This window comes from Bacillus xiamenensis (assembly GCF_000300535.1).
In the GTDB taxonomy this organism is placed as follows: Bacteria; Bacillota; Bacilli; order Bacillales; family Bacillaceae; genus Bacillus; species Bacillus xiamenensis.
Window position 1 is genome coordinate 38,136 of the sequence record NZ_AMSH01000006.1, and the last position, 19,844, is coordinate 57,979.

Sequence of the window (19,844 nt, forward strand, 5' to 3'; positions counted from 1 at the left end):
CGACTACCTGTCACGCGTTAAAAACTTTTTCATCTCATGGAGAGAAAATGTATTCACGACATTTGCTTTTGGTGTCCAGCCCTTTCTTGCAGCTGTTACACCAACTTCCATATGATCCAGCATAGCGATGTTGTGCGCATCTGTGTTGATCATGATGTTCACACCCGCTTCGTTTGCTTTCATTAAATGCTCTGCTTTCAAATCAAGTCTCGACGGGTTGCTGTTGAGCTCCAATGCAGTGCCCGTTTTTTTCGCAAGCTCTATGAGCTGATCAATATTTAAGGCATAACCATCCCGTCTGCCGATTAAACGGCCTGTTGGATGGGCAATTAAATCCACATGCTGATTGTTTAAGGCATTTTCAAGACGCTCCATGATGACTTCCTCTGGCTGAGAGAAGCTAGAATGGATCGAGGCGATCACAAAATCCATGTCTGCTAAAAAGTCATCATCATAATCTAATGAGCCATCCGGCAGAATGTCCATTTCGACCCCTTTGAAAATGTGAAAATGCTCCAATTCCTGATTGAGTTGATCAATTTCTTTTGCTTGCAGACGCAAACGTTCTTTCGTTAAACCGTTTGCCACTTTTAAATATTGAGAGTGATCTGTGATGGCCATGTATTCATAACCTTTTTCAATACATGCCTCTGCCATTTCACGAATAGAGAATGCGCCGTCACTCCATGTTGAGTGCATGTGAAGGTCGCCTTTCATATCTTTCAGTTCTACAAATTGCATACTTTCTTTATACGAATCAATCTCCGCTCCGGTTTCACGAATTTCTGGGGGAATGAGCGGAAGCTGGAAATGTGCATAAAAAGCGCTTTCGTCTTCAAATGTTTTCACTTCGCCCGTTTCAATCGTTTCAACCCCATATTCGCTAATACGTTCTCCACGCTCCTTGGCAAGCTGGCGCATGCGAATGTTATGATCTTTTGAGCCAGTGAAATGATGCAGCGTTGTCGCAAACTGATCTGTTGTGACAAGACGGAAGTCTACACTGATCTCAAAATCAAGCGCAAGAATGACAGATACTTTCGTATTACCGCTTGCAATGATATCTTTTACATCATCAAGTGCAACGAGCTGCTCTCTGACCTGTTCAGGATCATTTGTTGCAATGATATAATCTAAATCTTTGACCGTTTCACGCGCACGTCTTAAACTGCCCGCTCTTGAAAAACGAATGATTCCCTCCATACGTTTCAGCGCATCATCAATCCGCTCTGCAACATCTAATGCAAAGCCAATTGGCAGTCGTTCAGGTTGCTTTCCCGCTTCCTCAAGGGCTGCAAGAATTTTTTCTTCTGTTTTTTTACCGAAGCCAGCGAGTGATTGAACTTTCTCAGCCTCACATGCTTCTTTTAAAGACTGTGCATCGTGTACACCAAGTTCTTGGTACAGCTTAGCGATCTTCTTCCCGCCTAGTCCTGGCAATTTTAAAAGCGGAACAAGCCCTTCAGGCACTTCCTTTTTTAATTGTTCGAGAGTTTCTGATTGTCCTTTTTCCATATACTCTGTGATCACAGCAAAGGTGCCTTTGCCAATGCCAGGTAATGCTAATAGATCATCTATTTGAGAAAGACTGCGGTCATCTTGTTCAAGTGCCGCTGCCGCTTTACGAAAGGCAGATATTTTAAAAGGATTATCTCCTTTTAGTTCCATATAGATTGCAATGGTTTCAAGAAGTTTTATGATATCTTTTTTATTCATGTCTCATCCTCCAGCCGCTTTGGCATCTTCCTTTATAAATATACAAACTTTTCCTTCATCCCACAACTTTCCGTCATGGAATGAGAAAAAACTTCTCCAAGAAAGGAGAAGTTTTTAAACGCCATACGTCGTCCATAAGTCTTTGACAAGACCGGACAAATAAGGGGTGTGGCCTACGATCACATCTGCTAACATTGATTTGCTCATCATTGTTTGCAGCGCATCGACTGGAAGTAATGCAGCGACAAACAATAGAATAAACACAAATAAATATGTTTCAACAAATCCTAAAACACCGCCAAGCAGTTTGTTCACCTGTTTAATCACAGGAATACTTGCAATGGTTGTGAGCAATCCGCCAATGATGGCGAGCAGGATTTTTGTCAAGATAAACAGAATGATAAACGCAATGGTATTATAATAAGCTGTTTCTATATTCCCACTAAAGAAAGCGAGCTGCGTTTGACCACCGCTAAAGTTAGGCGCTGGAATCCACGTAAGCTGTGGGGCAAGTGACTGATAAAACATCGAAGCCACTAAAATAGAAACAACAAAGCTAATCAATTTAATAAATTGAAGAATAAACCCGCGTTTTAGACCGACAAGCGTTCCCATAAGAAGCAAAAACAAAATGATGATATCGATCACGGTAATTTCATTCCTTTTCTTTAAGCTGAAGCTCTAGTTTTTCGTATTGCTCTTTTAATTTCAAGTAGTCGTGGACGACATTGACTGCTGTCAGTACAGCTAATTTGTTTATATCAAGATATGGATTTTTTTCATTCATTTCTCTCATTTTATCATCAACAATTGAAGCAACATGTCGCATATGCATCTTCGTTTCTTGACCGATGATCGTATAGGACTGTCCATAAATCTCAACTGTTGTTTTCGTTTTACCGCCGTCAGACAACGTTTCTCCTCCATTCCACGAGAATCCTAGTCTCTATCATAACATGTTTAGACATTGAATGGAAAGACGAGCCCTTCCCTGTTATGGTACACTTTAGAAATCAATGCTATCAAGGTAAAAAAGGAGTTATCCACTGTGCCACAATCCGTCTTAAAAGCAACATCAGAAGACATGAAGAAAATGAAGAACGTGTATGCTCAACAGTTAACTGACACGCTGCCGCCAGGCGCCCTCTTTCAAGCAAAGGTTCCTGGCTGTACGATTACAGCCTACAAATCTGGAAAAGTGCTGTTTCAAGGACAAAAGGCAGAAGCCGAAGCAAGTCAGTTCAATCATTTACAAGCAGCTGAAACAAAAAGTAAAAAAACACCTTCTGCCACACAATACAGTCCGCCGCCCGGCATTGCTTCCATGTCGGTTATCGGTTCAGATGAGGTCGGTACTGGTGATTATTTTGGACCGATTACGGTCTGTGCGGCCTATGTTGATTCCAGTCAGCTTGCTCTGATGAAAGAGCTTGGGGTGAAAGACTCTAAAGGGCTAAAGGACCCGCAGATTATCAACATTGCCAAAGACTTGATCAAGACCATTCCGTTCAGCCTTCTCGTTCTTCGGAATGAAAAGTACAATGCGATGCAGGAAAATGGCATGAGCCAAGGAAAAATGAAGGCGCTGCTTCATAACCAAGTGATCACCTCCGTACTAGAAAAACTGGATGGGAAAAAGCCAGAGGCTATTCTCATTGACCAATTTGCAGAACCCGGCATTTATTTCAAGCACCTAGCGGGGAAAAAGATCATCCGGGAGCGTACGTATTTTAGTACAAAAGCAGAAGGCATCCATTTATCAGTTGCTGCGGCTTCGATTATCGCAAGATACGCCTTTTTAATTGAGATGGATAAATTATCTAAAGCAGCAGGCTTTGACATTCCAAAAGGAGCCGGTCCTCATGTCGACAAGGCGGCCGCAAAGCTCATCAAACTGCACGGTGAAGATGCTTTACGCCAATTTACAAAGCTGCATTTTGCCAACACCCAGAAAGCGAAAAAATGGTTATAATTTAAAAAAGAGCTATAGCCCTTTTAAAAGGCCATAGCTCTTTTCTTTATCCGCGCAAAACGGCTTGATACGTATCTTCTAATGCTTTCAATACTTTTGTATGAACAGCCGTCACTTCTTCTTCTGTCAATGTTTGTTCTGGGTTTAAATATTGCAGAGAGAACGCCACAGATTTCTTGCCTTCCTCCATGTGTTCACCCTCATACACGTCAAAGACGGAAAGGTCCGTCAGTAAACGGCCGCCTGCTTCATAGATGACTTGCTCCAGCTGTCCGCTTGAAATATGCTGATCGACGACGAGCGCAATATCTCTTGTCACAGCCGGGAATCTTGGAATCGCCGTATATTTCATATCCTCTGTTTCAGATGTCATGACATCCGTTAAATCGAATTCGAATACATATGTTTCTTTTAAATCTAATTCCTTTTCAACGACTGGATGAAGCGCAGCAACAAAGCCAATCACTTTTCCATTTAAGTGAACATCTGCTGTACGCCCTGGGTGAAGACCCTCACGCTCTGCTTGAACATACGTGATCTGCTCTGATACACCAAGCTTTTCAAACAGCCCTTCAGCAATTCCTTTTGCTACATAAAAATCAACGGCTTTTTTCTCGCCCTGCCAAAGGTTTTTATGCCATAGGCCTGTGATTGCTCCAGCCACATGCTCTTTCTCGACTGGCTTTGCACCTTCAGCTTCTGCTAAGAAAACAGAACCCGTTTCATAAAAGGCAAAGGAATCAGCTTGTCTTGCTAGATTATATGCGACAGAATCAAGTAAGTTTGGCAGAAGACTTTGTCTCAGCACACTGCGTTCCTCACTCATTGGCAGTGAAAGTCTTGTTTGATAAGCTGGGTTCAAGGCAAAGGCCGTAGACTTATGCTGATTCGTTAAAGAATACGTGATTGCTTGAGAAAGCCCTGCTCCTTCCAAGAAACGTCTCACCTTTCTACGTTTCACTTGGTATGGTGTGAGACCGCCAACTGTACCAGCTGTCGCAGGCAGTGTAGACGGAATGTTATCGTAGCCGTATAATCGTGCCACTTCTTCGATAAGATCTTCTTCAATCGTAATATCCATTCTTCGAGAAGGAACCGTCACGATCAAAACGTCATTTGATTCACCCACGGTAAAGCCCAGTTTATTGAAAATATGAATCATATCTTCTTTTGAAATGCTCATTCCAAGCACTTTATTAACACGCTCCGTTGACACATGGATGACATTCATGCTTGCTTCCATGTGATTTTCCTCAACAGTGCCGCTTAGCACTTCACCGCCAGCATAGATGCTCATCAGTTGTGCCGCTCTTTCGGCTGCTGATTTCACACGCTGCGGATCGATTCCCTTTTCAAACCGTGTGCTTGATTCACTGCGAAGCCCTAGGTCTCTAGAAGCCTGACGGACGGTTTGACCATTAAAAAATGCCGCTTCTAAAAGAATCGTTGTCGTTTCATCACGCACCTCTGATTCAAGGCCACCCATGACTCCTGCTACAGCGTGTGCTTTCGTCCCATTTGTAATGACAAGATGCTTTGATGACAATGTGCGCTCTTGTTCATCCAATGTGTGAATCATTTCGTTTTCAGCCGCTTGACGTACGACCACCTGTTTTGAACCAAAACGATCATAGTCAAATGCATGAAGCGGCTGACCGTATTCAAGCAAGACAAAATTCGTAATATCCACAACGTTGTTAATCGGGCGAATGCCTGCATTCATCAGTCTTGTTTGCATCCAAAGCGGTGCAGGTCCTATTTTTACATTTTTAATGATCTTCGCTGCATAAAGAGGGTTTGCTTCTTGATCCTCAATGTGGACAGAAATATAATCCGATGCTTTTTCCGAAGACGATTCATATGCTGTATCAGGCAGTTTGATTTCTCTCCCTAAAATCGCTGCTACCTCATAAGCCACACCTAGCATATTGAGGGCATCGGCACGGTTTGGCGTTAATCCAAGCTCCAGTACTGCATCATCTAATTGAAGCGCCTGAAGGGCATCTTCTCCTGGTTTCACATCATTTGGGAAAACAAAAATGCCTTCTGCATATTCCTTTGGTACAAGCTTACTTTCTACTCCTAATTCTTGAAGAGAACAAATCATGCCATGAGACTCTTCGCCGCGCAGTTTGGCTTTTTTAATTTTAAAGTTCCCTGGAAGGACTGCTCCCACAGTTGCGACTGCGACATATTGTCCTTTCTCCACATTCGGAGCCCCGCAAATAATTTGTACAGGCGCGTCTTCCCCAATATCAACAAGGCATTTATTTAATTTATCCGCATTCGGATGCTGTTCACGCTCAATGACGTGTCCAACGACAACACCTTTGATGCCTTCACCTTTATACTCAACGGCTTCCACTTCAATACCGCTTCTAGTGATTTTCTCTGCTAATTCATCCGGAAGAATGCCTTCTAAATCGACATAGTCTTCTAACCATTTATATGAAACAAACATGTTGATTTCCTCCTCTTAGTCCTGCTTGAATTGCTTTGTGAATCTAATATCATTTGTGTAGAAATGGCGAATATCGTCAATGCCGTATTTCAGCATCGCAATACGTTCAACACCCATTCCAAAAGCAAAGCCTTGGTAAGTATCTGGATCAAATCCGCTCATTTTCAGTACATTCGGGTGAACCATCCCCGCACCTAAAATTTCAATCCAGCCTGTTCCTTTACATACAGAACAGCCTTTCCCTCCGCATTTAAAGCAAGACACATCGACTTCAACAGATGGTTCTGTAAATGGGAAAAAGCTTGGACGCAGTCTAATTTCACGATCTTCACCAAACATTTTTCTTGCGACCGTCTCTAGCGTTCCTTTTAAATCACTCATGCTAATATTGTGATCTACCACAAGTCCTTCAATCTGCATGAATTGATGTGAATGAGTGGCATCATCGCTGTCACGTCTATATACCTTACCAGGGCAGATGATCTTCACAGGGCCTTGGCCTTTATATTTCTCAAGTGTACGGGCCTGAACTGGTGATGTTTGTGTTCTCATCAGGGTATCTTCAGTAATATAGAAGCTGTCCTGCATATCACGTGCCGGATGTTCTTTTGGAAGATTGAGCGCTTCAAAGTTATAGTAATCGGTTTCCACCTCTGGGCCCTCTTCAACGGTATAGCCCATTCCGATAAATAAATCTTCAATGTCTTCTACAACAATCGTTAAAGGATGTCTTGCCCCGATTTTGATAGGACTTGCCGGCAATGTCACATCTATGGTTTGAGAAGCCAGCTTCTTTTTCACTTCTTCTGCTTCCAGTTGTTCATTTTTTTCCGCAATGGCACTAGCAATCTGCTCTCTTACTTCGTTTGCGAGTGCGCCCATTTTTGGTCTTTCTTCAGCGGAAAGCTTGCCCATCCCGCGAAGCACTTCTGTAATCGGGCCTTTTTTTCCTAGATATTGAACACGAATGTCATTGACCTCTTTGAGCGAGCTAGCTGCTTCTACCTTCGCTATCGCCTCTGTTTCAAGCTGTTTTAACGTTTCTTGCATGAGTGTAATCCTCCTTTTGATATACAAAACCGCCTGGATAAACGGCTGTTTGATCGTTTAAAGACAATAAAAAAACTCGTCACTTCAATATAGAAGGGACGAGTTGTGGTCGCGGTACCACCCTTGTTAAGCACACATGTGCGAATAAGCTTCATTGACATAACGGAATCAAACGAATCCGGTTCACCTTTACGCAAAACTTGCGGTCCCGGTGACAACTCCAGAGGTGAATTCCTGTTTCAGCATTCCTTAAATGCACTTTCAGTCTACGATGCATTCTCCCTATAAGGACGCTCCTTGAAACAATCTTCCTCTATCATGGTTTTTAAAATATTAGTTTTATTATAGTGAAAAATAGTGCATGATGCAACACTATCCACGCAAATGGTAGACAAGAACAGCGGCTGCGACGGCAACATTTAAGGATTCTGCTTGCCCATACATCGGAACATATAAATTCTGATCTGTCATTTGAAGGATCTCTGGATCAATGCCTGCTCCCTCGTTGCCAACAATTAACGCAAACGGACCTTCTGCCGCTATGTGTCTGTACTCTTTTGCATCCTTTAAGGCGCTTCCGTACACTGGTATGCCCTGCTCTTTAAATACTGGAATCGCCTGTTGAAGTGTTTGCTTTAAGATAGGCAGATGAAAATGTGAGCCTTGTGCTGAACGGAGCGTTTTTCCGTTAAACGCATCAACGGTTCCATCCCCTAAGATCACAGCATCAAGACCAGCGGCATCTGCTGTCCGGATCAGTGTGCCTAAATTCCCAGGGTCCTGCACCGCATCTAACAGAAGAATTCGCTCATACTTCTTTTCTTTAAACTCGGGAAGTGTGCAAACCGCTGCGATATGCTGAGGTGTTTCCGTTTCTGTCATCGCAGCAAAAGCCTCTTCACTTAATTCATACAGCTCAATGTCAGGCTGGGTGTCAGCAGGGAGCATGTCAGGCGCTGTGACCATTAACTCTTTCACAACCCCGCACTTTAATGCTTCTTCTACTAAGTGTTTTCCTTCAACGAGAAACAGCCCTGTTTTCGTTCGTTCTTTTTTTGTATGGAGCTTTTTCCATTGTTTAATGTTTGTGTTTTTAGCAGATTCTATATATTTCAAGCGACTTTAACTCCTTTAAATATCATGAATGTATTATATCTCATGCACACTACATAATAAACCTGTCTTTGAGACAGAATAGGGCTATTACCATCAAAAAAGGAGTGTGGGCAATGGATTTTAATTTAAGAGGTGCAGTCATTCAAAACATTACTGGCCATAATCAAGAGCAGCTTGAGCATACGATTTTAGATGCGATTCAAAGTGGCGAGGAAAAAATGCTCCCTGGTCTTGGCGTTTTGTTCGAAGTATTATGGCAAGAGGCATCAGAGGACGAAAAAAATGAAATCCTTGAAACATTAGAGCAAGGCTTAAAGCCTCACCAGCAGCAATAAAAAGAAGCCGGTTTGCTGATAGATAAGCAAACCGGCTTTGTTCATTTAGCCAGTGATCGGCGTTTCCATTCGAAGAGCTGGATCACGCCAGATCTCGACCCATTTTTTAATAGCGAACACAATAATGACAAAACCTAAGATCAGCATGATGATAGACAGAACCGCATTCAGCACGCTGTAGCCAGATGCTTCAGGATTGAGATAGACATTCGCAACCATCCAATAACCCGCATAATTTACCGTCACATATAAGTAAGCAAGCGGAATAAGACAAGTGAGCATATACCGCCTTTTATCCGCAATTTTCAGCACAACTGTCGCCCCAATGATTAAGCCGACCGAAGCCATTAATTGGTTTGAAACCCCAAAGAGTGCCCAAATGGACCCAATGTCTCCAGAGTAAAGCAAGTAGCCCCACATAAAACAAGCAAGTGCGCTTGCAAAGACAGATCCTGGGACCCAGTCATTTCGTTTCAGCGGTTTATAGGCTTCTCCAAAGAAGTCTTGGATTAAATATCGCGCGACACGGGTTCCCGCGTCAATCGCCGTTAAAATAAAGACAGCTTCAAACATAATAACGAATTGGAAGAAATAAGATGCCAAATGACTAAAGAACGGAATTCCCGTAAAGATGTATGCCATCCCTACAGCTAATGTAACGGCTCCACCTGTTCTTCCTTCTAAATCAAGGCCAATCTCTTTACTTAGCTGCGGAAGGTTCTCGACACTCATACCAAGCGTTCGGAACATTTCAGGTGTACTGTTAATCGCAAAATAATCTCCTGGATGCAGGGCAGTCGCAGCAATTAATGCCATGATCCCAACCAAGCATTCTACCAGCATTGCGCCAAACGCTACAGGCTTCATATCACTCCAGCGATCCAGCATTTTAGGCGTTGTCCCTGAGCCAACAAATGCGTGAAAACCGGAAATCGCGCCGCAGGCAATCGTGATGGAAATAAATGGCCAGACAGGACCAGCTAAAACAGGCCCTCCTCCATTCACAAACTCTGTAAACGCCGGAAATTGAATCGTTGGATTGACCACAAAGATCCCGGCAATGAGAGCGATGAACACACCAATTTTCATAAAACTGCTTAAATAGTCTCTTGGTGCCAAAAGCAGCCACACCGGCAAGGCCGCAGCAAAAAATGCATAGATCGGCAGGGCGAGAGCGAGTGTTTTTGTATCAAGGGTTAAAAGATCACCAAGTGCTGTTCCTTGAATATTTGGTCCAAGGAATACACCAAGCATCAGCAAAATAAATCCTGCAGATGTAGCCAGCTTTAAATTGCCGGTCTTTTTATAATAAAGACCGACCCCCATCGCAATTGGAATCGTGATTCCGACCGCAAATGTTCCCCAAGGATTTCGTTCTAAAGCATGAAGCACAACCATGGACAGTCCTGCCATCGTAATCGTAATAATAAATAGCATCGCAAGCCCTGTACAAAATCCTGCAACAGGTCCTAGCTCTTCTTTCGCAACCTCTGATAGTGATTTCCCCTTTTTTCGCATCGAAGCAAATAACACGACAAGGTCATGTACAGCTCCCCCAATAACTGCCCCAATTAAAAGCCAAAGGAGACCAGGTAAATACCCAAATTGTGCGGCTAAAATCGGACCAACTAATGGACCGGCAGCGGCAATTGCAGCAAAGTGATGTCCAAATGTGACCCATTTATTTGTTGGCACATAATCTTTACCATCCTCTAGCGTATGGGCCGGTGTAGGATGATCGTCTGTGACCTTTAATACCTTCACCATCATAAATGTGCCATAGAGACGATACGCAATCGCTAAAATACACATAGACCCTATAACAATTGTAACCGCATTCATTCAACCATCCCCTTTTTGAAAACAATTTGTTACAAATATAACATAAATTGATTGATTTTTTCTTTCCTTTAAAACCAAGTTGACAAATAGGAATAATTGATTTAATCTTAAATAAGCTTCACCTACTTCCATAAACTCTCTTTTGACAGAGCGATCTCTAAGCTCTGTCCTTTTTATTGATTTCATCTTACAAAAATAAAAGATGGATCACATGTGCCTTATTAACTAGAAAATTCTCTCTTCATCCGCTAAAAATAGTTCTTTTGATACAAATTAAAAACGATTCATTTCCTGGGAAATTCAATGGTGCAAAAAAGCCTTTCCTCTACACTGAGGAAAGGCTTTTCTATTAAGAACCATACGTAATTTGTTCGACAGTTTTTTGATCAAGTCTTTTGATAACTTCTGTTAAAAGCTTCACTGCATTTTCATAATCATCTCGGTGAATCATTGCTGCATGGGTATGAATATACCTGCTTGGAATCCCGATGGATAGTGATGGAACACCATGACCTGTTAAATGGATACCCCCAGCATCTGTCCCCCCGCCAGGCACTGAATCATATTGATAAGGGATGTTCAATTCATCCGCTGTCTGGACAACAAAATCGCGAAGTCCTTTATGAGAAATCATAGAAGCATCAAATACGACAATCGTTGGTCCTTTGCCAAGTTTGCTCGTTGCTTCTTTTTCAGTGATGCCTGGCGTATCTCCTGCTACACCAACATCAATGGCAAATCCAATATCAGGCTGGATCGCGGCAGCAGCCGTTTTGGCTCCGCGCAGGCCTACTTCCTCTTGAACAGTTGCCACACTGTAAGCGATATTTTCATGCTGAGCACCATGTAAATTCTTCATGACATCAATCGCCACTGCACAGCCGATACGATTGTCCCATGCTTTTGCAAGGAGCATTTTTTCATCATTCATGACCGTAAACTCAAAGTAAGGAACAATTTGATCTCCAGGCAGCACGCCCCACTCCATCGCCTGTTCTTTGCTTGAAGCCCCAATATCAATAAACATATCAGTAATTTCAATTGTTTTTTTGCGGGCTTCTGGTGATAAGACATGTGGCGGTTTGGAACCAATCACACCTGTGATGTCCCCTTTTTTCGTCACAATGGTGACACGCTGTGCCAGCATGACCTGTGACCACCAGCCACCGACCGTTTGAAAACGAATATAGCCTTTGTCATCAATTTTTGTCACCATGAATCCTACTTCATCTAAGTGACCAGCGAGCATGATTTTAGGCCCATTTGCATTTCCTTCCTTCTTAGCGATGAAGCTGCCAAGGCGGTCTGTAGAAATTTCATCTGCATATGTTTCTATGTATGTCTGCATGACTTTTTTGACATCACGTTCATTTCCTGGAATCCCTTTTGCATCCGTTAGGTCTTTCAGCATAGTTAATGTTTGATCTAGTTTTGTCATTCCGTTCATCCTCCTTTATCTTCATGGTGCATTCTTATTATACAAAACCTCATTCGTTCAATACGATCTTTTTATGAATATTTTTTCGTTTAACGAAATATTTTTTTAAAAAAGTTGAAACCTTTTGGCCTTTTCATTCGTAGTACATCAGATAACGGTATTGGAGGTGCATCCTGTCATGTTTGTTATCCTCATTAGACTTGCTCTTGTTGCACTGCTTGTCTATATTTTCTACATGGCGGTAAAATTCTTCTCAAACCCGAGAAGAAAGCTGAAACAAGCACAATTAAAAGAAGGCTTTTATTTTATGGACGAACAGCAAAATGCCCGCAAAAATTTTAATTTCGTCTATAAAGGTGTCTTGTTTGAAGGGGAAAAGCACATTCCTTCTAAGGATCATCCTCTGTTTGTCCACTCCATTTACGTTTGGACGGAGTCACCTGAGAAGCTAAATGAGTTCACATTAGAAGACTTTGAAAAACTTGAGGAGAACATCATCGAACGATATCCTCAGACCAAAATTGATTGGGATCAGCCCATCAAAAAAATCAAACAAAAAAAAGGAGCAGACACGCCGTCTTGATGGCGTCTGCTCCTTTTTCAGATGAAATTCAAATATCCTAATATGACCAATTGAACAACAATTAGAACAGGCATGCCGATTTGAAAGGCAGGATGCTTTGTTTTATGACGGAAATACTGCATGCCAAGAAACGACCCAGCAGCACCAAAAAGCACTGCGGTACTCCATAAGTGCGCTTCTGATATTCTCCATTTATGCGCTTTTGCCCGGCGTTTATCTTCTCCCATGAGAAAAAAACCATAGACATTCACCAAGATGAGCAGCACGATCAGAGCGATGTTCATTTCTTTCACCTCACATGATGAGAAAAAAGATCACTCCTCGACGGAATGATCTTTTATATGACTTACTTGTCTAGTTGTGCTTTTGCAGCATCAGCAAGCTGATTGAATGCGTTTAGGTCATTCACAGCAAGGTCAGCAAGCATTTTGCGGTTGACTTCGATACCAGAAAGCTTTAAGCCATGCATTAAACGGCTGTAAGAAAGACCGTTCATACGAGCTGCAGCATTGATACGAGTGATCCATAGTTTACGGAAGTCACGTTTTTTCTGACGACGGTCACGGAAAGCGTAGTTTCCAGATTTCATGACCTGTTGGTTTGCTACTTTGTATAATCTATGTTTTGAACCGAAATAACCTTTTGCTAATTTAAGAACCTTTTTACGACGCTGACGCGACACAGTTCCGCCTTTTACTCTTGGCATTGTATTTCCCTCCTATGATTCCTATTCCAAATTACTTGATGTTTGCAAGTTGTTGTTTGATACGTTTGAAATCTCCAGCACTTACGATTGCGCTCTTACGCAATTTACGTTTTTGCTTTGTAGATTTGTTAGCGAACAAGTGACTTGTGTACGCATGAGAACGTTTAAGTTTACCAGAACCTGTTTTTTTGAAGCGTTTAGCAGATCCGCGGTGAGTTTTCATTTTTGGCATTGGATGTTTCCTCCCTCTGTTACTTTACTTTTCGACTTTTGGTGCAAGCATGAGGAACATGCTACGTCCGTCCATCTTAGGTTTTGTTTCTACTGTTGCTACTTCAGCGCAAGCTTCAGAGAAACGGTCTAACACGCGCTGTCCGATTTCTTTATGCGTAATCGCACGCCCTTTAAAGCGGATAGAAGCTTTCACTTTATCTCCCTTTTCAAGGAATTTGATGGCATTACGGAGCTTCGTGTTAAAGTCATGTTCATCGATTGTCGGGCTCAACCGAACTTCTTTTAAGCTAATGATTTTCTGATTCTTACGTGCCTCTTTTTCCTTCTTCTGCTGTTCGAATCGGAACTTACCGTAGTCCATGATTCGGCAAACAGGTGGTTTTGCATTTGCAGCAACTAACACAAGGTCAAGATTAGCTTTAGCAGCAATTTCCAGAGCTTCCTGGCGGGATTTAATCCCCAGCTGATCGCCATTTTGTCCGATCAAACGAACTTCACGCGCACGAATACCTTCATTAACTAATTGATCTTTGCTAATAGTGAGCCACCTCCATGAGATTTTGAATTGAGTTCACAACTCATTTTGACCATTTCGTTGTATGTTTTACAGGCAAACAAAAAGTGTGGGCATATAAAACACCCACACTGCGAACATTTGCATGAAAAAATAAATGTACGGTCAACCTGTCAACTACAAGCATGTGTCAATCAGGTGAGAAGCGGGTGCTTCTGCTTGTGATATCTATTCAATTCGTTAATTATTTTACACAATTTTCATTTGTCCGTCAAGTAACCGAACTCTTGAAACAACTTTTTCATTTTAGCATGATGAAACGATTTGAGCAAGATTTTTTTAAACCATGATGTCATCAAAGAAGCAATTGCAGAAAGATTGGGATGACAATCACGCTCACAAGCCCCCAATCATCAGCAAAAGGCTTTGCAAACAGCAGAATAATGATAACTCCATCTCAACACCAAACAGTGCTGCCTGTTGTTACTAAAAGAAGCAAAAATAAAAAAAGGATGTCCTTTTTCCGAAACCCTTGGTTGTGAAGCAGTAGATTGCGAAAGCCCTTCACATGCGCAAGCACAAAACCTAAAATAACGATGATCCCCACATGCTCGATCATCATCAAAATGAAATGAAGCAAACCAGCCACCTCAGTTGATGTCAATAGTCATGAGCAGTCAATGCTCACATCTCTCTCAAATCTTTTCTTTATTGCCCTCTCCTTCTATTGTAAAATGAACATGAGCCTGTCACATGCAATTGAAGGTAACTACATACATAACAAGGGAGAAGATCATGAAAGCCGTATTTTTCGATTTAGATGACACTTTGCTTTGGGATGAAAAAAGCATTCAGACGACTTTTCAAGAAACATGCCGGGAAGCGGAAAAGAAATATGGACTTGATTCAGAAACATTTGAGCAGATTGTACGTGAAGAAGCAAGAAAGCTGTACTCTTCCTATGAAACATATGATTATACTGTCATGATCGGTATTAATCCTTTTGAAGGACTGTGGTCAAATTTTAGTGAACCGATTAGCGAAGGCTTTCAAAAGTTGAACGCCCTTGCACCAGAGTATCGTAAAAACGCTTGGACGAACGGCTTAAAAAAGGCGGGAATTGACGATGAGGCATTTGGACAATACTTGGCTGATTTCTTTGCAGCAGAACGGAGAAAACGCCCGTATGTCTATGAAGAAACGTATCCTGTTTTAGACCGCCTGAAAGGCAGATATGAACTACTCCTATTAACAAATGGAGACCCTAGTCTTCAAAAGGAAAAGCTTGCAGGTGTACCAGAGCTTGCGCCTTATTTTAATGAAATTGTGATTTCAGGAGATTATGGGAAAGGCAAGCCTGACCCTGGCATCTTTGAGCACTGCCTCCAGCTGTTAAATCTCACAAAAGATGACGTCATTATGGTAGGAGATAATCCAAAAACAGATATTCTCGGAGCATCTCGCGTTGGCATCCAAACCGTTTGGATCAACCGCCACGGCAAGAAGAATGAAACAGATGTGACGCCAGATTATGAAATTAAAGACTTACATGAATTGTTTGATATATTAAAGTAGATTCAAAGAGAAAACACCCTTCTCCAGACGAGATAGGGTGTTTTTGGTCTCTCGGTTACACAATGTCCGCTAGACTCTGTGCTTGACGATCTAAGCCGCGGGCTGCTTCTCCTACATTGATGAATTCTTCGCTTGCCTGCTTCACAAGATCCCGGTTTGTAAACACACTCGTTTTTGCCCGGCTCGTTCCGCTGCTGACCTTTTCTACTTCTATATGAATTGCTTTCACATATCGATCCACTTTTACGATTGCTTCCTTTGAATCTGTCGCAAGCTTTCGAATTTCCGCCGCCACCACACTAAAGCCATTTCCATAGGAGCCCGCATGTGCAGCTTCTATAGCTGCATTCAGTGCGAGCAGCTGCGTTTGGGAAGCAATGCTGTGAATGGTCGTCGCAATTGAGCTGATCGACTCAACCTGCTCTGTTAAGCCTTCTAGTAAGCTCATGTTTTGATCTGTTTCATTGGCGATATGTTCAAAAGAAGCATTGACACTTTGACTATGCTGAATACCAATTTCTGCCCGCTCCATTAATTTCGCAGACATGTCCTTTAAATCTTTTACGACCTGCTTCATTGAGTTTTCTCTCTCTGTAATATCTGTTGCCACTTTCACAACAGCTACGACGTTCCCCTCGTCATTGAGGACTGGTGTATACGTCGCTTCAAGCCATAAGGTGTCACCGTACTTAGTGATCCGCTGCACCTTTTCCTGGAAAACGCGACCATCCTTTAAACGCTTCCAAAACATTTGATAACTTGTGTGCTCTGCCATATGCGGAGGACAAAATTGTCTATGTTTTAAACCAATCATTTCTTCCTTAGAATAGCCCATGGCTTTTGCGAAAATATCATTGACCCATAGCACCTCACCCGTCACATCAAATTCAATCATTGCTAGTGAATGCTCTAATGCACCAAGAACGGCTGACTGTTCCAATACTTGTGATGATAATACGTTTGTTGTTTGAACCATCTCTTTCATTCCCCCATTTTCTTCTCTCACCAATAGTACATACTTACCCGTACTTTCGTACTATCTAAACGTATCATTCAAACATCTGGATCACCAGAGGAGAATTTTTTTCCATAAGAAAAAACCAGTGATCTCAAAGGAAAGAGATCACCGGCTGCATTGTTTGAAAAGATTATTTTTTCGCTTCTGCTACTGCATGTTTCACAAAAGCTTCAAGGTCCATTGTTTCTGAATCTTGTTCACCGTATTTTCTTACATTGACTGCGCCATTTTCTGCTTCTTGATCACCGACAACCAGCATGTACGGAATCTTTTGCATTTGCGCTTCTCTAATTTTGTATCCAATTTTTTCATCACGGCTGTCAAGCTCTACACGCAGACCTTCAAGCTGCAAACGTTCTTGCACTTTTTTCGCGTAGTCTAGATGAACAGACGGTGAAACCGGGATGACTTGGAATTGTACAGGTGCCAGCCATGTTGGAAGAGCTCCTTTGTATTCTTCAATTAAGAAGGCAACAAAGCGCTCCATTGTGGACACGACCCCTCTATGAATCACCACTGGACGATGGTGCTTCCCATCTTCTCCGATATATGTGAGATCGAAGCGCTCTGGAAGTAAGAAATCAAGCTGTACAGTGGACAGCGTCTCTTCTTTCCCAAGAGCTGTCTTCACTTGTACATCAAGCTTCGGTCCATAAAATGCCGCTTCGCCTTCTGCTTCATAGTAGTCATGTCCAAGCTCGTCCATTGCATCTTTCAGCATGGACTGTGCTTTATTCCACATGGCATCATCATCGAAATACTTTTCTGTATCCTCTGGATCACGATAAGATAAGCGGAATGTGTAATCATTTAAGCCGAAGTCTTGATACACTTCTTCAATTAAACGAACTGTACGGATGAACTCGTCTTTGATTTGATCTGGACGAACGAAGATATGTGCATCGTTTAATGTCATGCCGCGAACACGCTGAAGGCCAGATAAAGCACCTGACATTTCATAGCGGTGCATTGTCCCAAGCTCTGCAATCCGAATTGGCAATTCGCGATAGCTGTGCGGTTCATTTTTATAAATCATCATATGGTGCGGGCAGTTCATTGGACGAAGGACAAGATCTTCGTTGTCCATTTCCATGACTGGGAACATATCTTCTTGATAATGCGCCCAGTGGCCTGATGTTTTATATAATTCTACACTCGCTAAAACAGGTGTATACACATGTTCATAACCAAGGCGTACTTCCTTATCAACAATGTAGCGCTCAATCACGCGGCGGATGGTTGCCCCTTTTGGCAGCCAGAGCGGAAGGCCTTGACCTACCTTTTGAGAGTTCGCAAACAGCTTCAGTTCTTTCCCAAGTTTACGGTGATCGCGTTCTTTTGCTTCTTCAAGTAGACGTAAATGTTCATTTAAATCTTCTTTATTAAAGAAAGCTGTTCCGTAAATACGCTGCAGCATTTGATTGTTACTGTCACCTCTCCAGTATGCACCTGCAAGGCTTAACAGCTTGAACTCTTTGATTTTTCCTGTAGACGGCAAGTGAATGCCGCGGCATAGGTCAAAGAATTCACCCTGCTCATAAATTGTGACAGTTTCGCCTTCTGGAATCGCCTCTAACAGCTCGAGCTTCAATTCATCGCCAATTGCTTCAAAACGTGCTTTCGCTTCTTCTCTAGATACTTCAACACGCTCAATCGGCAGGTTGCTGTTAATGATTTTCTTCATTTCTTTTTCAATCTTTGGTAAATCTTCAGGTGTAATGGCAACATCGATATCGACATCGTAGTAGAAGCCATTTTCAATCACAGGGCCTACGCCAAACTGGACGTGATGCTCTTTTCCATAAATGCGTTTGATCGCTTGTGCCAGCAAATGGGCTGTGCTGTGACGCATAATATCGAGGGCTTCTTCACTTTTATCTGTGATGATCTCAATTGTTCCACTTTCTAATAGCGGCGTACGCAGATCTATTTCTTTGCCGTTCAATTTACCGGCAAGCGCTTTTTTCTTTAGGCCCGGGCTAATTGATGCCGCGATGTCTTCTGTTGTTGCTGTTTTGTCAAACTCCTTGACTGCTCCATCTGGAAATGTAAGTTGAATTTGTTCTGACATCTCTGGTCACTCCTTTTTTTGGCAATATAAAAACCCCGCCCCCTGGAAAGGGACGAGGTTGAATAAACGGAATCGTGGTTCCACCCTTTTTCCCGTATTTGCAGCTTGCTTTGTCAAAAGCAAATACGGCTTGTGGTTCGATAACGGGAATTCCCGTCAGCTATTACTAAAAAAGTTCACAGCTGATGTTCAAAGGTGGTAAAGCAAATGGTCCTCAGCTAGGAAGCTTTCAGCCGCGGCTTCCCTCTCTTTAAGCGGGTGTTCATTTGTTCATGTCCTTATCAATACGGTCTCTGTATGAAGTTACACCGTATTATAAAACGTTTTTTCGTGAAAATCAAGAAAGCTTTTCACTTTTCTTTTCCAAATGGTCATGAACAAATTGAACATTCTGCTCCTGAAACGAATGAGGCGGGAAGACCTCGACTCTTTCTTGAAAAATATTTTGAATGGTTTGTACCATTGAATGACCTGTATCATTTGTAAATAGGTCAATTTTTTGTGGAGCGATGGATACAAGCGGTGCAATCAGCTGCGAATCAATATACATTGGATGCTCTCTTACAAACTGTCTGTCTATGTATTGTTTTTGATCACGTTCAGAAGCGTAGCGAAATTCCCAAATCACCAGACGGTCCTCATGTACAACATGTACTTTCTCAAGCTTAGGTTCTCTTGCCATCACATAGTCTCGAAGGGATTGAATAAAGTTTTGGTATTCTTGTTCCATTTTGTATTCCTCAATGGACACTTCTACATAATTCTTTAGCCTTTGATCATACTCTGCGAGCCTAAATGTCATAAATGAACCAATTGAAAAAATACCTTGCTGTAAAGAGATCGTCTCTAGCTCCTTTTTTAACAGGGCTTCCCTTGACGGGTCTTGATGAATCCCAGGAATATCCTCTATATCCCCTTTCATGATGCTATGGGCGATCGAAAGAATTTGGTGCTGCTCTTCGGGATCTTTAAATAAGTATGTGTTTTCAAGGATGCTGCGCATGCGCTCATTTTCTTTGCATTCTAAAAAAAAGTGAACCAGTAAAGGCCGCACAACGTGCTCAAGTGCTTCTCCTGATTTCTTCGCCTCTATGAGAAGCCGGTCTTTCCCCTGTTGAATCGAGATGTGATGCCGACTGTCCAAGTGTTCAGCAAGGTGTAAAAAAGCGGCGGTATCATATTCATCTTCAAAGATTATTTCAAGCATGTTTGT

20 protein-coding genes and 2 other annotated features are annotated in these 19,844 nt (G+C 42.3%); of the genes, 4 read left to right on the forward strand and 16 right to left on the reverse strand.

All coding sequences use genetic code 11. The features are described from left to right. Positions 1–3: 3 nt before the first annotated feature. The 3 genes from polX to zapA form a co-directional block, all read right to left on the reverse strand. The gene (polX, locus tag BA1_RS03985) at positions 4–1,716 is read right to left on the reverse strand and encodes a DNA polymerase/3'-5' exonuclease PolX (RefSeq protein ID WP_008355985.1); all 1,713 of its coding nucleotides are present in this window, start codon (positions 1,714–1,716) and stop codon (positions 4–6) included. A 114-nt stretch (positions 1,717–1,830) separates the two neighbouring features. Further along, positions 1,831–2,364, reverse strand: coding sequence for a CvpA family protein (locus BA1_RS03990; RefSeq protein ID WP_008355988.1), 534 nt, complete (start codon positions 2,362–2,364; stop codon positions 1,831–1,833). A gap of 7 nt (positions 2,365–2,371) precedes the next feature. After that, complete coding sequence (zapA, locus tag BA1_RS03995) at positions 2,372–2,629, reverse strand: cell division protein ZapA (protein WP_008355989.1); 258 nt, start codon at positions 2,627–2,629, stop codon at positions 2,372–2,374. Between the two features lie 135 nt (positions 2,630–2,764). Between zapA and rnhC the strand changes: the two genes are divergently transcribed. Continuing rightward, positions 2,765–3,688, forward strand: a complete 924-nt coding sequence (gene rnhC, locus BA1_RS04000; RefSeq protein ID WP_008355990.1) for a ribonuclease HIII — start codon at positions 2,765–2,767, stop codon at positions 3,686–3,688. 46 nt (positions 3,689–3,734) lie between these two features. On the opposite strand, the gene pheT is transcribed toward rnhC, so the two are convergent. The 3 genes from pheT to BA1_RS04015 form a co-directional block, all read right to left on the reverse strand. Next, positions 3,735–6,149 carry a phenylalanine--tRNA ligase subunit beta gene (gene pheT, locus BA1_RS04005; protein WP_008355992.1) on the reverse strand — a complete coding sequence of 805 codons (2,415 nt, stop codon included), beginning with the start codon at positions 6,147–6,149 and terminating at the stop codon, positions 3,735–3,737. A gap of 15 nt (positions 6,150–6,164) precedes the next feature. Then, entirely contained in the window at positions 6,165–7,199 is a 1,035-nt protein-coding gene (gene pheS, locus BA1_RS04010) for a phenylalanine--tRNA ligase subunit alpha (RefSeq protein ID WP_008355994.1), read from the reverse strand. A gap of 372 nt (positions 7,200–7,571) precedes the next feature. Further along, positions 7,572–8,315, reverse strand: a complete 744-nt coding sequence (locus BA1_RS04015; protein WP_008355996.1) for a TrmH family RNA methyltransferase — start codon at positions 8,313–8,315, stop codon at positions 7,572–7,574. Between the two features lie 113 nt (positions 8,316–8,428). Between BA1_RS04015 and sspI the strand changes: the two genes are divergently transcribed. Further along, positions 8,429–8,650, forward strand: coding sequence for a small acid-soluble spore protein SspI (gene sspI, locus BA1_RS04020; protein ID WP_008355998.1), 222 nt, complete (start codon positions 8,429–8,431; stop codon positions 8,648–8,650). A 45-nt stretch (positions 8,651–8,695) separates the two neighbouring features. On the opposite strand, the gene cstA is transcribed toward sspI, so the two are convergent. Continuing rightward, positions 8,696–10,492 carry a carbon starvation protein CstA gene (cstA, locus tag BA1_RS04025; protein WP_008356000.1) on the reverse strand — a complete coding sequence of 599 codons (1,797 nt, stop codon included), beginning with the start codon at positions 10,490–10,492 and terminating at the stop codon, positions 8,696–8,698. 349 nt (positions 10,493–10,841) lie between these two features. Beyond that, entirely contained in the window at positions 10,842–11,930 is a 1,089-nt protein-coding gene (locus tag BA1_RS04030; protein WP_008356002.1) for a M42 family metallopeptidase, read from the reverse strand. A 178-nt stretch (positions 11,931–12,108) separates the two neighbouring features. Here BA1_RS04030 and BA1_RS04035 point away from each other — a divergent pair, with 178 nt between their 5' ends. After that, positions 12,109–12,513 (forward strand): hypothetical protein, encoded by a 405-nt coding sequence (locus tag BA1_RS04035; RefSeq protein WP_008356006.1) that lies wholly within the window; start codon positions 12,109–12,111, stop codon positions 12,511–12,513. Between the two features lie 17 nt (positions 12,514–12,530). On the opposite strand, the gene BA1_RS04040 is transcribed toward BA1_RS04035, so the two are convergent. From BA1_RS04040 to BA1_RS04060, 5 genes are all read right to left on the reverse strand, one after another. After that, complete coding sequence (locus BA1_RS04040) at positions 12,531–12,797, reverse strand: DUF1294 domain-containing protein (RefSeq protein ID WP_008356008.1); 267 nt, start codon at positions 12,795–12,797, stop codon at positions 12,531–12,533. Between the two features lie 62 nt (positions 12,798–12,859). Further along, a complete protein-coding gene (gene rplT, locus BA1_RS04045; RefSeq protein ID WP_007501659.1) occupies positions 12,860–13,219 on the reverse strand; it encodes a 50S ribosomal protein L20 in 360 nt (119 codons plus the stop codon). 31 nt (positions 13,220–13,250) lie between these two features. Continuing rightward, positions 13,251–13,451, reverse strand: a complete 201-nt coding sequence (rpmI, locus tag BA1_RS04050) for a 50S ribosomal protein L35 (RefSeq protein WP_003216324.1) — start codon at positions 13,449–13,451, stop codon at positions 13,251–13,253. Positions 13,452–13,475: 24 nt separating this feature from the next. Continuing rightward, a complete protein-coding gene (infC, locus tag BA1_RS04055; protein ID WP_034738338.1) occupies positions 13,476–13,991 on the reverse strand; it encodes a translation initiation factor IF-3 in 516 nt (171 codons plus the stop codon). 71 nt (positions 13,992–14,062) lie between these two features. Continuing rightward, positions 14,063–14,194, reverse strand: a sequence feature (ribosomal protein L20 leader region). A gap of 230 nt (positions 14,195–14,424) precedes the next feature. Next, a complete protein-coding gene (locus BA1_RS04060; RefSeq protein WP_008356012.1) occupies positions 14,425–14,607 on the reverse strand; it encodes a hypothetical protein in 183 nt (60 codons plus the stop codon). Positions 14,608–14,762: 155 nt separating this feature from the next. On the opposite strand from BA1_RS04060, the gene BA1_RS04065 reads away from it, so the two are divergent. Beyond that, complete coding sequence (locus BA1_RS04065) at positions 14,763–15,542, forward strand: HAD family hydrolase (protein ID WP_008356015.1); 780 nt, start codon at positions 14,763–14,765, stop codon at positions 15,540–15,542. Positions 15,543–15,597: 55 nt separating this feature from the next. On the opposite strand, the gene BA1_RS04070 is transcribed toward BA1_RS04065, so the two are convergent. From BA1_RS04070 to ytxC, 3 genes are all read right to left on the reverse strand, one after another. Then, entirely contained in the window at positions 15,598–16,518 is a 921-nt protein-coding gene (locus BA1_RS04070) for a methyl-accepting chemotaxis protein (protein ID WP_051009099.1), read from the reverse strand. A 172-nt stretch (positions 16,519–16,690) separates the two neighbouring features. Beyond that, complete coding sequence (gene thrS, locus BA1_RS04075) at positions 16,691–18,631, reverse strand: threonine--tRNA ligase (protein ID WP_008356019.1); 1,941 nt, start codon at positions 18,629–18,631, stop codon at positions 16,691–16,693. 45 nt (positions 18,632–18,676) lie between these two features. Continuing rightward, positions 18,677–18,925: a binding site (T-box leader), on the reverse strand. Between the two features lie 43 nt (positions 18,926–18,968). Further along, a complete protein-coding gene (gene ytxC / locus BA1_RS04080; RefSeq protein WP_008356021.1) occupies positions 18,969–19,838 on the reverse strand; it encodes a putative sporulation protein YtxC in 870 nt (289 codons plus the stop codon). Positions 19,839–19,844 lie beyond the last annotated feature (6 nt).